Annotated in this window: 12 protein-coding genes and 1 pseudogene; 7 read left to right on the top strand and 6 right to left on the bottom strand. The window is 70.8% G+C overall.

The window, feature by feature from the left end:
• Window positions 1–32 precede the first annotated feature (32 nt).
• The 4 genes from hsaB to hsaA are packed head-to-tail and all read right to left on the bottom strand — an operon-like array spanning window position 33 to window position 3,439.
• Window positions 33–578 (bottom strand): 3-hydroxy-9,10-secoandrosta-1,3,5(10)-triene-9,17-dione monooxygenase reductase subunit, encoded by a 546-nt coding sequence (gene hsaB, locus AB0F72_RS24525; protein ID WP_360435442.1) that lies wholly within the window; start codon window positions 576–578, stop codon window positions 33–35.
• Window positions 575–1,468, bottom strand: a complete 894-nt coding sequence (gene hsaC / locus AB0F72_RS24520; protein WP_360435440.1) for an iron-dependent extradiol dioxygenase HsaC — start codon at window positions 1,466–1,468, stop codon at window positions 575–577. Before hsaC ends, hsaB begins: the two co-directional genes overlap by 4 nt.
• Window positions 1,465–2,271, bottom strand: coding sequence for a 4,5:9,10-diseco-3-hydroxy-5,9,17-trioxoandrosta-1(10),2-diene-4-oate hydrolase (gene hsaD / locus AB0F72_RS24515; RefSeq protein WP_360435438.1), 807 nt, complete (start codon window positions 2,269–2,271; stop codon window positions 1,465–1,467). The genes hsaC and hsaD overlap by 4 nt, the downstream gene beginning before the upstream one ends.
• A gap of 1 nt (window position 2,272) precedes the next feature.
• Window positions 2,273–3,439 carry a 3-hydroxy-9,10-secoandrosta-1,3,5(10)-triene-9,17-dione monooxygenase oxygenase subunit gene (gene hsaA / locus AB0F72_RS24510; protein WP_360435436.1) on the bottom strand — a complete coding sequence of 389 codons (1,167 nt, stop codon included), beginning with the start codon at window positions 3,437–3,439 and terminating at the stop codon, window positions 2,273–2,275.
• Window positions 3,440–3,527: 88 nt separating this feature from the next.
• Between hsaA and AB0F72_RS24505 the strand changes: the two genes are divergently transcribed.
• From AB0F72_RS24505 to AB0F72_RS24495, 3 genes are read left to right on the top strand one after another with little or no spacing between them, the layout of a single operon-like run.
• Window positions 3,528–4,646 carry a Rieske 2Fe-2S domain-containing protein gene (locus tag AB0F72_RS24505; protein WP_360435434.1) on the top strand — a complete coding sequence of 373 codons (1,119 nt, stop codon included), beginning with the start codon at window positions 3,528–3,530 and terminating at the stop codon, window positions 4,644–4,646.
• A complete protein-coding gene (locus AB0F72_RS24500; protein ID WP_360435432.1) occupies window positions 4,643–4,894 on the top strand; it encodes a hypothetical protein in 252 nt (83 codons plus the stop codon). Before AB0F72_RS24505 ends, AB0F72_RS24500 begins: the two co-directional genes overlap by 4 nt.
• Entirely contained in the window at window positions 4,894–5,928 is a 1,035-nt protein-coding gene (locus AB0F72_RS24495) for a ferredoxin--NADP reductase (RefSeq protein WP_360435430.1), read from the top strand. Before AB0F72_RS24500 ends, AB0F72_RS24495 begins: the two co-directional genes overlap by 1 nt.
• Window positions 5,929–6,448: 520 nt before the next feature.
• On the opposite strand, the pseudogene kstD reads toward AB0F72_RS24495, so the two are convergent.
• Window positions 6,449–8,053, bottom strand: a pseudogene (gene kstD / locus AB0F72_RS24490) (3-oxosteroid 1-dehydrogenase); the annotation flags it as partial.
• 80 nt (window positions 8,054–8,133) lie between these two features.
• Here kstD and AB0F72_RS24485 point away from each other — a divergent pair.
• The 4 genes from AB0F72_RS24485 to dmpG are packed head-to-tail and all read left to right on the top strand — an operon-like array spanning window position 8,134 to window position 12,275.
• On the top strand, window positions 8,134–9,630 hold the full coding sequence (locus AB0F72_RS24485; protein WP_360435428.1) for an FAD-binding protein: 1,497 nt from the start codon (window positions 8,134–8,136) through the stop codon (window positions 9,628–9,630).
• The gene (locus AB0F72_RS24480) at window positions 9,614–10,399 is read left to right on the top strand and encodes a 2-keto-4-pentenoate hydratase (protein WP_360435426.1); all 786 of its coding nucleotides are present in this window, start codon (window positions 9,614–9,616) and stop codon (window positions 10,397–10,399) included. The genes AB0F72_RS24485 and AB0F72_RS24480 overlap by 17 nt, the downstream gene beginning before the upstream one ends.
• The gene (locus AB0F72_RS24475) at window positions 10,399–11,262 is read left to right on the top strand and encodes an acetaldehyde dehydrogenase (acetylating) (protein WP_360435424.1); all 864 of its coding nucleotides are present in this window, start codon (window positions 10,399–10,401) and stop codon (window positions 11,260–11,262) included. The genes AB0F72_RS24480 and AB0F72_RS24475 overlap by 1 nt, the downstream gene beginning before the upstream one ends.
• Window positions 11,259–12,275, top strand: a complete 1,017-nt coding sequence (gene dmpG, locus AB0F72_RS24470) for a 4-hydroxy-2-oxovalerate aldolase (RefSeq protein WP_360435422.1) — start codon at window positions 11,259–11,261, stop codon at window positions 12,273–12,275. The genes AB0F72_RS24475 and dmpG overlap by 4 nt, the downstream gene beginning before the upstream one ends.
• Here dmpG and AB0F72_RS24465 read toward each other — a convergent pair.
• Window positions 12,264–12,599, bottom strand: coding sequence for a helix-turn-helix domain-containing protein (locus tag AB0F72_RS24465; RefSeq protein WP_360435420.1), 336 nt, complete (start codon window positions 12,597–12,599; stop codon window positions 12,264–12,266). The genes dmpG and AB0F72_RS24465 overlap by 12 nt on opposite strands.
• Between the last annotated feature and the right edge of the window lie 5 nt (window positions 12,600–12,604).

Raw genomic sequence — 12,604 nt, 5'->3', positions numbered from 1 at the left:
TCACCCGGAAGCTTACCCGAATCCCGGATCGGTCAGATCCAGTCGTTGTGGCGGGGCCAGGCGAGCAGGGTGTCGACCACCTCCGGCGGCTCGTGCGGGGAGACCGCCACCGTCGCCGTGTAGCGGCCCTGGTGGAAGAGCAGCGGAGCGGCGTCCCGGCAGGCGCCCAGGGCTGTCACCTCGCCCACCACGATGTCGTGGTCGCCGCCCGGGTGCACCGCGTCGATCCGGCAGTCCGCCCAGGTCAGCGCGCCGGTCAGCAGCGGCGCGCCGGACGGGGCCGGCGCCCAGGAGAGAGCGGCGAAGCGGTCGGCGGCGGAGACGCCGAACAGGCGGGACACCTCGCGCTGGTCGTGGGCCAGGACGTTGACGGCGAAGAAGCCCGCCTTCTGGATGCGCCGGCCCGTCGCCGAGGAGGAACGGACGCAGAACAGGACCAGGGGCGGGTCCAGGGAGAGCGGCGCGAACGACTGGCAGGCGAACCCCGCCGCGCCGTCGTCGTCGGCCGTCGTGACGACGGTGACGCCGGTGCAGAAGTGGCCGAAGACGCGGCGGAAGCGGCGCGAGTCGACAGTCAATGCCCGCCGCCGCCGAAGAAGCGGTGACCCCAGACGCTGTGCGCGGTGGTCTGCCGGGCCACCCAGGTACGGTCGTCGACCGTCAAGCCTCCGGTCCCGTACTCGATGTCGAATCCGCTGGGCGTGCGCACGTAGAACGAGACCATCCGGTCGTTGGCGTGCCGGCCCAGACTGGAGATCATCGGGGCCTTGTGCTTTCCGCAGCGGTCGATCGCCCGCCCGACGTCGTCGATGGACTCCGTCTCGACCATCAGGTGGATCATGCCGCTCGGCGCCGGGATCGGCGCGAGGGCGACGCTGTGGTGGCGCGGGCCGCAGCCGAGGAAGCGCATCCAGAGCGGCTCGCCGCCGGGCGGCAGGCCGATCATCTCGGGGTGCAGCCGCATCGAGTCGCGCAGCCGGAACCCGAGCACCTCGGTGTAGAACCGCAGCGCGGCCGCGTCGTCGGTGGCCGGCAGCACGACGTGGCCCATCCCCTGGTCGCCGGTGACGAACCGGGCCGGCCCGGAGTACGGGCGGGTGTCCAGGGCGGCGCCGCAGAAGAACTCCAGCCGGTTCCCGGCCGGGTCGTCGACGCTGAGCATGCGGTCCACCCGGCGATCACCAAGATCGAGATCCTTCCGTACCGGGATCCCGGCGTCTTCCAGGATCGCGCCCAGCCGATCCAGAGCCGCCGGATCGGCCACCTCCCAGCCGGACGACACCAGCCGGTCCCGGGCGCCCGGCGTCACCACGATGCGCGCCGGCAGGTCGTCCATCCGCAGGTAGACGGACTCTTCGGCGGGACCCCGCCCCAGCGCCATGCCGAGCACCCTGGTGCCGAACTCCTGCCACGCGGGCACGTCGGTGGCCTCGACCCGCAGATAACCGAGAGATCTGATGAGACTCACGAAGCCTCCCTGGTGAGGAAGTCGATGGCCAGCCGGTGGAACTCGTCGGACTTCTCCAGATGCGCCCAGTGACCGCAGCCGCCGAAGACGTGCAGCCGGGCGTTGCGCAGCAGCTTCAGCGCGACGAGCGCGCCGTCGAGCGGGTTGACCCGGTCCTCCCGGCCCCAGACCAGCAGCACCTCGTGCCGCAGCCGGTGCGCCTCCCGCCAGAGCAGCCCCTCCTCGAAGGTGGCGGGGTCCGCGAACGAGGCGCCCATCGACCGCATGGCGCTGAGCGCGGCCGGCGCGGCCGCCGCCCGGTAGCGCTCCTCGACCAGCTCCGGCGTGATCAGCGAGGGGTCGTAGACGAGCGTGCGCAGGAACGCGGCGATCCGCTCGCGGCTGGGATCGCGGCCGAAAGCGCCCAGCCGTTTCACGCCCTCGGTGGGATCGGCGGCGAAGACGTTGAGGCTCAGGCCGCCGGGCCCCATCAGCAGCAGGCGCCGGGCACGGCCGGGGAAGTTCAGGGCGAAGCGGACGGCGGTGCCGCCGCCGAGCGAGTTGCCGACCAGGTCGACCCGCTCGATGCCCAGCTTGTCCAGCAGGTCCGCCAGTCCCTGCGCGGCGACTGTGAAGTATTGCCCGGTGATCGGCTCGTCGACCGAGCCGCCGTAACCCGGCTGGTCGACAGCGAGCACGTCGAAGTGCGGGGCGAGGGCCTCGACCGTACCGGAGAAATTGCTCTTGGCGGACGCGCCGGGACCGCCGCCGTGCAGAAGGACCACCGGGGGTCCCGACCCCGCTCGGTGAAAGGCCAGCGTCATCTCACACCATCGCGTCGTTGAGCGGCAGGCCGAACTCGCCGCGACCGAACATGGACAGCGCCCGCTCCGGGTCGTTGATCGCGTGCACCCGGCCGGCGTGCGCGTCGCGCCAGAACCGCTGGATCGGGGTGCCGACCGCGAGCGCCCGGCCGCCGGAGTTCTCGAAGAGGCGGTCGACCGCGCGGATGGCGAGCTCGGTGCCGCGTACCTGATCGCGCCGGATGCGCAAGCGCAACGGCATCGGAAGTCGCGTCCCGGCGGTGACCAGATCCATCAGCTCGCGCATGTTGTTTTGCAGGGCCAGCCAGGCGGAGTCGATGTCGCTCGACGCCTCCGCGACCCGGACCTGGGAGTGCGGATCCTCGGCGGCGCGGACGCCGACATAGGAGGCACGGACGCGCTCGCGGGTGTAGTCGACGTGCGCCTGGTACGCACCGGTCGCCATCCCGATCAACGGTGTGGTGATCGCGTAGGAGAAGAGCGACGCGTAAGGGATCTTGTAGAGCGGGCCGGGGTTCTGCTCCTGGCCGGGACAGCGGCAGCGCGAGGTGTCGTTGAAGCTCAGTGATCGATGCTCCGGGACGAACGCGCCGTCGACCACGATGTCGTTGCTGCCGGTGCCGCGCAGGCCGACCGTGTGCCAGACGTCCTCGATCGTGTAGTCGCTGATCGGCAGCAGGAACGTGCGGAAGTCGGCGGGCGTGCCGTCGTCGCCGGGCGGGACGATGCCGCCGAGCAGCACCCAGGTCGCGTGATCACAACCGGACGAGAAGCTCCAGCGGCCGCTCACCCGGAAGCCGCCCTCGACCGCCGTGATCCGGCCGGTGGGCGCGTAGGAGGACGACATCCGGACGCTCGGGTCCTGCGCCCAGACGTCCTGCTGCGCGCGGTCCGGGAAGAGCCCGAGCTGCCAGTTGTGCACGCCGATCACCGAGGCGACCCAGCCGGTCGAACCGCACGCGGAGGCGATCTCCCGGATCGCGGTGAGGAAGGTGAGCGGGTGCGCCTCGATGCCATCGAAGCGGGACGGTTGCAGGAGGCGGAACAGGCCGGTCTCGGCGAGCGATTTCACGATCTCGGGATCGAGGGCGCGACGGTCCTCGGTCTCCTGCGCTCGCTCCCGCAGAACCGGTAACAGTTCACGCACTCTGTCGAGGACCGCGTCCATGAGATCCCTCCAGGTGTTTGGTTCTCTTTCCGCGCGGTGCCTATAGTAGAACACGTTCTACCTTTCTCGTCACTCGGAGGTCGACGCGATGCAACCTCGGCTGATCGATGTGGGAAGCCCGCCGGCCAGGTTCGCGCGGGGCTGGCACTGCCTGGGCCTGGCCGACACCTTCCGTGACGGGCGGCCGCACGCGGTCCACGCCTTCGGCACGAAGCTCGTGGTCTTCGCCGATTCCGGCGGCAAGCTGAACGTGCTCGACGGTTACTGCCGGCACATGGGCGGCGACCTCACGATGGGGACGATCAAGGGCGACACGATCGCCTGCCCGTTCCATGACTGGCGGTGGCGCGGCGACGGGCGCTGCGACGCGGTCCCCTACGCGCACCGGGTGCCGCTGCGCGCCCGGACCCGGTCGTGGACCACCTGCGAGCAGAACCGTCAGCTCTTCGTCTGGAACGATCCGCAGGGCAATCCGCCGCCGCCCGAGGTGGCCATCCCGCGCATCGAGGGCGCGTTCTCCGACGAGTGGAGCTCGTGGACGTGGGACTCGGTGCGGATCGACGGCGCGAACTGCCGCGAGGTCATCGACAACGTGGTCGACATGGCGCACTTCTTCTACATCCACTTCGCCTTCCCGACGTTCTTCAAGAACGTCCTGGAGGGCCACGTGGCGGCGCAGTTCCTGAACACCCGGCCGCGGCCCGACGTGCCGACCGCGGCCAGCCAGACGGGAGAGTCGACGCTGCGGTCCGAGGCCGCCTACTACGGGCCGTCCTACATGATCGACTACCTCTACAACAACTGGCAGGGCATCGAGGTGGAATCGGTGCTGATCAACTGCCACTACCCGGTCACGCCGACGTCGTTCGTGCTGCAGTGGGGCGTCATCATGAAAAGCCTGCCCGGCCTCACCACCGAGCAGGCCGCGAAAGCCGCCGCCAAATTTTCCAAGAGCATCGGGGTCGGTTTCCTGCAGGACGTCGAGATCTGGCAGAACAAGACGCGGATCGACAATCCCCTGCTCTGCGCGGAGGACGGGCCGGTCTATCAGTTGCGCCGGTGGTACGAGCAGTTCTACGTCGACGTCGAGGACATCACCGACGACATGACGGCGCGTTACGAATTCGAGGTGGACACCACCCGGGCCGTCGAGACGTGGGAAACCGAGGTGGCCGCCAATCAGGCCCGGGCCGCACAGGCCTCATGAGCGCCCTCTCCGAGCGGGACTCCTATCTGGGGGGCGGGCTCTCCGAGATCGGCTGCGATCGGTGCGGCGCGGTTGTCCGGGCCGGAAAACGGAGCGCGTCGCAGACCAGCGTGCAATGGCCCGGAAGCGGCTGCGCATTTCTGGCCGGGATCGCCGGTGAGCGGCCGACCGCGCTCGTGCCGACCTGCCCCGACCTGCGCGACAGCATCGAGCGGGCGGTGCGGGACGGGCGGCTGGAGGTGAGTTGATGCTTTTCTCTCGGCTCGTGGTGCGCGATGTCGTCCAGGAGACCGCGGATGCTGTTTCCCTTTCGCTGGAATGCGACGCGTCGTTCCGTTACCTGCCCGGGCAGTATCTGACGGTGCGCACACCGGTCGGCGCGCGCTGTTACTCGCTGGCCACCTCGCCCTTTTCCGGAAAAATGCCAAAAATTGTGGTTAAACGGGTTCGGGGCGGGGCGGTGTCGAACTGGATCTGCGACCACGTCCGCCCCGGTGACCAGCTGGACTGCGCCGGACCGGCCGGCACTTTCACCCCGGCCTCCCTCGACGACGACCTGCTGCTGCTCGCCGGCGGCTCCGGCATCACCCCGATCATGGGCATCATCGCGGCTCTGCGCGGCGACGCCGTCCTGTTCTACGCGAATCGGGACGCCGACTCGATCATCTTCAGGAATGAGCTGGACGGCCTGGTCCCCGTCACCCACTGGCTCGATGACGAGCGCGGCCTTCCCACCGCCGACGGATTGGCGGCGCTCATCGCGGAATACCGGGATCGTGAGGCGTTCGTCTGCGGCCCCGAACCGTTCGTCGCGGTCGCCGAGAAAGCGCTGCAAGCGGCCGGCGTCCCCGACTCCCGGATCCGGATCGAGCGTTTCGAAACCGATCCCGCGCCGACGAACGATGCCGTTCCCACGACCGATGCCGTTCCGACGGCCGAGCCTGCTCCTACGGCCGAGCCTGCTCCGACGGCCGAGCCTGTTTCGACGAACGGGCCTGTTTCGACGATTGACGCCGTCGCCGAGGTTTCCATCGACGGCCGGACCCACGTCATTCCATGGCCCGCCGGGAAACGCCTCCTCGACGTCATCATCGACGCCGGGCTCAACCCGCCGTACTCCTGCCGGCAGGGCCAGTGCGGCGCCTGCGCGGTCCGCATGACAAGCGGCGAAGTGGACCTGCTCAACAACGAGATCCTCGATGAGGAGGATTTCGCCGAGGGCTACATCCTGGCGTGCCAGGCCATTCCGCGGACCAACTCCATTTCCATAACCTATTTCTGAGGGTACGAGGGACGCCGTCCCCAAAAGCACTCATGCCGTTCCCGGGAGTCAGCGCGGCCATCTGCCGGCGCACGGCCGTCCGGCGCCTTTCGCTACCGCTGCCCACTCACCCTCAAACCCCAATCCGTCCCGTGTGGAGTTCAGGCACCCACCGCACCCAAACTCAACACGCCCAAGAGAAACCCACTCCACGTGTGGAATTGAGGTGCACAGCGCACCCAAACTCAACACACCCGAGAGAAACCCACTCCACGTGCGGAATTGAGGTGCACAGCGCACCCAAACTCAACACGCCCAAGGGGAGACCGGCCGGCGTGTGGAGTTGGGGCGCGCAGCGAGCCCGAAGTCGACACGCTTTGGCGGATGGCAGCCCGCTGGTCCGGCTGGCTGCCAGTGTCGCCGGGTGCCCGATCTGTGAACGCTACGCGCCAGCCGGACCAGCCGGACCAGCCGGACCAGCCGGACCAGCCGGACCAGCCGGACCAGCCGGACCAGCCGGACCAGCCGGCGGGTCGTCGGTCATGTCGCGGGCTGCCACATACCCGAACGTCATCGCCGGACCCAATGTCGCACCGGCGCCCGCATAACCCCGCCCCATCACCGTCGCCGACGTGTTGCCGGCCGCGTACAGGCCCGGGATCGGCTCGCCGTCGCCCCGCAGCACCCGGGCCCGCTCGTCGGTGCGCAGGCCTCCCTTCGTACCCAGATCGCCCGGCACCAGGGAGAACGCGTAGAACGGCGGTTTGCGCAGCGCGCCCAGGCACGGGTTGGGGCGCTGGCGGGGATCGCCGTAGTACCTGTCGTAGGCCGACTCGCCCCGGCCGAAATCCGCGTCCCGGCCCCGCGCCGCGAAGCCGTTGAAGCGCTCCACGGTGGACCGCAGCGCCTCCGGCGGCACACCGATGCCGCCGGCCAGAGCCTCCAGCGAGCCGGCGCGGTGGGCGACGCCGGCGTCGAACCAGCGGCGGGGCAGCGGGGTGCGCGGGGCACGGCCAGCGAAGACGTACCGGTCGCGGTAGCGCTGGTCGGTGATCAGCCAGGACGGCAGGTGGGACGGCGGGCCGAGCATCGCGTGGACGGCGTCGACGTACGGCGCGGACTCGTTGACGAAACGGCTGCCGCCGCCGTCGACGATCAGGCTGCCGGGCAGGTTGCGTTCGGCGAGGCAGAAGTACGGTCCCCGGGTCAGCGGCAGCGACGGCCCCCACCACGCCTCGTCCATCAGGTCGAGCGCGGCGCCGAGCCGCTGTCCCGCTTCGATGCCGTCGCCGGTGTTGCCGGTCGCGCCGACCGTCCACGCGGTGCCGAGTCCCTGGAACTGCCGGCGCATCCGCTCGTTCTGCTCGAATCCCCCGCTGGCCAGGACCACGCCGCGCCGGGCCCGCAGTTCGAGGTCGCCGCAGCGCACCCCCACCACCCGATCGTTGTCGGTCAGCAGCGCTGTCATCGGCGTGCCCAGCCGCACCCCGACGCCGCTCTCGCGCAGGCCGGCCCGCAGGCCGGCGGCGAGCGCCTGGCCCATGGTGAGCCAGCGGCGTCTCCGAAGCCGGTCGGCGGCGGTGACCACGGCGAGCCGCCCGGCGGTGGAGATCGAGCGCGGATGCCGCAGCCCCAGCGAGAGCCAGCGGAAATCGACGGCGGTGATGGCCATGCCGTTCGGGGCCGCGAGGTAGGGCGGTGCGAGATCGGCGAGATCGGGTCCGGCTTCGCGGGCGTCCAGCGGACGCGGTTCGATGGTACGACCCCGCGCGAGGCCACCCGGGGCCTCCGGATGGTAGTCGGGGTAACCGGGCACCCAGGCGAACTCCAGTGGTGTGCAGGAACGGACGAACGCCAGCATCTCCGGCCCGCGCGTGAGGAACGCCTTCTGTCGCGCCACCGGCACCTCGGGACCGGCCACGTACGCGAGGTACGGCCCGGCGTCGTCGTGACCGCCCAGCACCGCGTGACCGCCCAGCACCGCGTTGCCGGGCAGCCACAGGCCGCCACCGGACCGGGCTGTCGAGCCGCCGAAGACCGGCGCCTTCTCCACCACTGTCGCGGACAGTCCGTGCCGGGCCGCGGTGAGCGCCGCGGTCATCCCGGCGGCGCCGCTGCCGACCACGACGACATCGAATTCTTCCACTAGAACAGGTTATAGTTATCGAGCTCCCGAGCGCCATGTAGCGGAGCAGACCAGACTGATACCTGTTTCAGGAGCGGACCGTGTGGGACGTCGTGGTGGTGGGCTTCGGCGCGGCCGGGGCATGCGCCGCGATCGAGGCCGCCGAGGCCGGCGCCCGGGTCCTGGTGATCGACAGGTTCGGCGGCGGCGGCGCGACAGCGATCTCCGGCGGGGTGGTCTACGCCGGCGGCGGGACCCGCTTCCAGCGGGCCGCCAAGATCAAGGACAACCCCCGGCTGATGTACGAGTATCTGCGCACCGAGACCCGCGACGCCGTCTCGCCGGCGACCCTGCGGCGATTCTGCGAGCAGAGTGCGGAGATGCTCGACTGGCTGACCGGCCACGGTGTCCCGTTCGGCTCGTCGGTCTGCCCGGTCAAGACGTCGTATCCGACGAACCGCCATCACCTCTACGTCTCCGGGAGCGAGGATCCACCCGTACCCCGTGGTCATCGCACCCGCGCGCGAGGCACCTCCGGGCATGCGCTGCACCGGGCCCTGGCCGAGGCGGCTCGCGCAGCGGGCGCCGAGGTTCGCACCCAGACCCGCGCGATCCGCCTGGACGGCGGCGTCGTCGAGTGCCGCACGCTGACCGGCTGGCCGCGGCTCGCACACCGGCTGCTGCACCGCCTGTCCGTGAAACCCGGCCTCTACCTGCCGGGACTCGGCCGTGCCCTGCACCGGCAGGTCACCCGCATCGAGGATCGTCACGCCACGGCAGAGACGATCCCGGCCCGCGCCGTGGTGCTCGCCGCCGGCGGTTTCGTCTTCAACCGGGAGATGATGCGCGAGCACGCCCCGGCCTATCGCGGCGGCCTGCGGCTCGGCACACCCGGCGACGACGGTTCGGGGATCCTGCTCGGCGTCGAGGCTGGCGGGGTCACCGCGCACCTGGACCGGGTCACCGTGTGGCGGTTCCTCACCCCGCCCTCGGCCCTCACCGGCGGTCTGCTGGTGGACCGCGACGGGCGGCGGGTCTGCGACGAGTGGCGGTACGGCGCGGCCATCGGGGACGCGGTGCTGCGCGGTCCCGGCGGGCGGGCGTGGCTGCTGGTGGACGCGGCGGTGCTGGCCGCGGCGCGGCGGCAGGTGCGGCGCGAGACGCTGTGGTTCCAGCGGTGGCAGGCCTGGTGGATGCTGGGGCCGGCCGGGCCGGGGATGGGCCGGGTGAGCGCGCCGACCGTGGCGGCCGTGGCCCGCAAGGCCGGCGTGGACCCGGCCGGGCTGGCGGCGACCGTGAGCGCTGCCGGTCGCGGCGGGCGGGGGCCCTGGTCCCTGATCGACGTCTCGATCGGCGCGCGCGGGCTGCCGGCGCCGATGCTGACGCTCGGCGGGCTCGCGGTGAACGAGGAGACCGGCGAGCTCGCCGGAAATGCGAGGAACGGCGCTGTCTATGCGGCGGGGCGGAACGCGGCGGGCATCTGCTCGGGCGCCTATGTGAGCGGGCTGTCGCTCGCCGACTGTGTCTTCTCGGGACGGCGGGCCGGGCGTCACTCGGCCGCTCACGCACGCGGAGGTGCCGATGCTCAGCGACGATGACTGCGCGCGAATCGCCGGCCGATTGTGGGCGGCGGAACGGGATCGCGCGCCGATTCCACCGATCACCCGGGAACGGCCGGATCTGACGGCTGACGATGCGTACCGGATCCAGCTCTTCAACATCAGTCGGCGCGCGGAACCGATCGTCGGGCACAAGGTCGGTCTCTCGTCGGCGGCGATGCAGGAGATGATGGGCGTCGACGAGCCGGATTACGGCCATCTGCTGGCCGGCATGCGGCTGCGGGAGGACGAACCGGCCGACGCCCGCCGGTACTGCTATCCGCGTGCCGAGATCGAGGTCGCCTTTCTGCTCGGCGCGGATCTGCCCGGGCAGAATTGCACGGAAGAGGACGTGCTGGAGGCGACCGAGGCGTTCGCGCCCTCGATCGAACTCATCGACAGCCGGATCGAGGATTGGCGGATCGGGCTCGCCGACACGATCGCGGACAACGCCTCGTCCGCCGGATTCGTGGTGGGCGCGGAACGCGTACCGCCGAAAGCTCTTGATCCGCGGGCGATCGACGCCCAGCTCACCCGCAACGGGGACGTCGTCGCGGCCGGGCGCTCCGATGCCGTTCTCGGGAATCCGGTGACGGCAGTGGCCTGGCTGGCGCGGACGGTGGCGCGTTTCGGGGTACGCCTGCGGGCCGGCCACCTGATTCTGCCGGGCGCCTGTGCGCGGGCCGTCGACGTGCGGCCCGGTGACCGTTTCGTCGCCGGTTTCACCGGGCTCGGTTCGGTCCGGCTGGCATTCCGCGAGGAGAACTGATGCTGACCGCCGCGATCGTCGGATCCGGGAACATCGGCACCGACCTGATGTACAAACTGCTGCGATCCCCGGTCGTGGCGCCACAGTGGATGGCCGGCGTCGATCCGTCGAGTCCCGGCCTGAAACGAGCGGCCGACAACGGATTGGAGACCGGAACCGGTGGCGCGGAATGGCTGCTCGCCCGCGATCCGCTGCCGGACGTGGTGTTCGAGGCGACGTCGGCGTCCGTGCACACGGCGAATGCCCCGCTCTATGCGGCAGCCGGAATCCGGGCGATCGATCTGACACCGGCCGCCGTCGGCCCGGCCGTCGTCCCGTCGGTGAATCTCGGCGCGCACCGGGACGCCGCGAATCTCAATCTGACCACCTGCGGCGGGCAGGCAACGATTCCGATCGTCGCCGCGGTGTCCCGGGTGACACCGGTTTCCTACGCCGAGATCGTCGCCTCGGTGGCGTCGAGATCGGCGGGTCCCGGCACCCGGGCGAACATCGACGAATTCACCCGGACCACCGGTCGCGGGCTGGCGACGATCGGCGGCGCGGCCCGCGGAAAGGCCATCATCGTGCTGAATCCGGCCGAGCCGCCGCTGATGATGCGGGACACCGTGTTCTGCGCCGTCGCACCGGACGCGGACCGGGACGCGATCGTCACCTCGGTCGCGGACATGGTCGCCGACGTGGCCCGATCCGTGCCGGGATATCGGCTGCTGGACGAGCCGCAGTTCGACATGGCCGGCGACGTTCTCCGCGTCGGCGTCTTTCTGGAGATCGAGGGCAGCGGCGACTACCTGCCGGCATACGCCGGGAACCTGGACATCATGACCGCCGCCGCCACGCGCGTCGCCGAGGAGATGGCGAGATGACGGCCGGGATCAGGATCACCGATTCGACGCTGCGCGACGGCTCACACGCCAAACGGCACCAGTTCACGGCGGTCGAGGTGCGCGACATCGTGACCGCCCTGGACGCCGCCGGGATCCCGGTGATCGAGGTGGCCCACGGCGACGGACTGGGCGGCTCGTCCTTCACCTACGGCCTCAGCCACACCCCGGAACAGGAGCTGATCAGGGTGGCGGTCGGCGCCGCGACACGCGCGAGGATCGCTTTCCTGATGCTGCCCGGCGTCGGCGTGATCGACGACATCCGGGCGGCCGCCGGCAACGGCGCGAGCGTCTGCCGGATCGCCACGCACTGCACCGAGGCCGACATCGCCGTCCAGCACTTCGGTCTCGCCCGTGACCTGGGCCTGGAGACCGTCGGCTTCCTGATGATGGCCCACTCGACGGAGCCCGCGGCCCTGGCCCGGCAGGCGCGGATCATGGCGGACGCCGGCTGCCAGTGCGTCTACGTGGTGGACTCGGCCGGCGCGCTCGTCCTGGACCAGGTCAGCGACCGGGTGTCGGCGCTGGTCGCGGAGCTCGGCGGCGACGCGCAGGTCGGCTTCCACGGCCACGAGAACCTCGGCCTCGGTGTGGCGAACTCGATCCTGGCCGTGCGGGCCGGCGCCCGGCAGATCGACGGGAGCACCCGCCGTTTCGGGGCGGGCGCCGGGAACACCCCGGTGGAGGCGCTGGTCGGTGTCTGCGACAAGCTCGGCATCCACACCGGAGTCGACTTCTTCAGGATCGTCGACGCCGCCGAGGACGTGGTCCGCCCGGCGATGCCGGACGAGTGCAGACTCGACCGGATGGCCCTGATCATGGGGTATGCCGGGGTCTACTCGAGTTTCCTGCTCCACGCGTACGCGCTGGCGGACCGCTACCGGGTCTCCGGCGCGGAGATCCTGGTGCGGGCCGGCGAGCGGCGCCTGGTCGGTGGACAGGAGGACCAGCTCATCGGCATCGCCCGTGAGCTGGCCGCCGGATCAGCGGGCTGACTCCCGGGCGTCCAGCAGCTCGTCCCAATGGTCCTCGGCCCACGCGCACGCGGCGTTCAGCGGGCCGAGGATGCTGCGGCCCAGCGCGGTCAGCTGATAGGCCGGCGCCGGCGCGGTGACCCGCTCGACCAGGCCGTCACGTTCCAGCAGGCGCAGCGACTTGGTCAGCGCCTTCGCGGTGACGCCGCGGAGCGGGACGCGCAGCTCGGAGAAGCGGCGCGGGCCCTGCTCCAGGCAGCGGATCACCATGCCGGACCACTTGTCGCCGACCCGGATCGGGGACAGGGCCGACGGGCAGACCGGATCGAACATGTCGGGATCCATGACTG

It is taken from the genome of Actinoplanes sp. NPDC023936 (assembly GCF_040639325.1).
Classification (GTDB): domain Bacteria; phylum Actinomycetota; class Actinomycetes; order Mycobacteriales; family Micromonosporaceae; genus Actinoplanes.
The sequence above is the reverse complement of the archived record's forward strand: the minus strand, read 5'-3'. Positions and strand labels throughout refer to the sequence as shown.

What these genes read in the sequence shown, in the direction of transcription:
- AB0F72_RS24480 (WP_360435426.1), top strand. Translation starts at nt 9,614, where the DNA reads ATGCTCAGCGACGATGACTGCGCGCGAATCGCCGGCCGATTGTGGGCG.
- AB0F72_RS24495 (WP_360435430.1), top strand. Translation starts at nt 4,894, where the DNA reads ATGCTTTTCTCTCGGCTCGTGGTGCGCGATGTCGTCCAGGAGACCGCG.
- dmpG (WP_360435422.1), top strand. Translation starts at nt 11,259, where the DNA reads ATGACGGCCGGGATCAGGATCACCGATTCGACGCTGCGCGACGGCTCA.
- AB0F72_RS24505 (WP_360435434.1), top strand. Translation starts at nt 3,528, where the DNA reads ATGCAACCTCGGCTGATCGATGTGGGAAGCCCGCCGGCCAGGTTCGCG.
- hsaD (WP_360435438.1), bottom strand. Translation starts at nt 2,271, where the DNA reads ATGACGCTGGCCTTTCACCGAGCGGGGTCGGGACCCCCGGTGGTCCTT.
- AB0F72_RS24465 (WP_360435420.1), bottom strand. Translation starts at nt 12,599, where the DNA reads ATGGATCCCGACATGTTCGATCCGGTCTGCCCGTCGGCCCTGTCCCCG.
- AB0F72_RS24475 (WP_360435424.1), top strand. Translation starts at nt 10,399, where the DNA reads ATGCTGACCGCCGCGATCGTCGGATCCGGGAACATCGGCACCGACCTG.
- AB0F72_RS24500 (WP_360435432.1), top strand. Translation starts at nt 4,643, where the DNA reads ATGAGCGCCCTCTCCGAGCGGGACTCCTATCTGGGGGGCGGGCTCTCC.
- hsaA (WP_360435436.1), bottom strand. Translation starts at nt 3,439, where the DNA reads ATGGACGCGGTCCTCGACAGAGTGCGTGAACTGTTACCGGTTCTGCGG.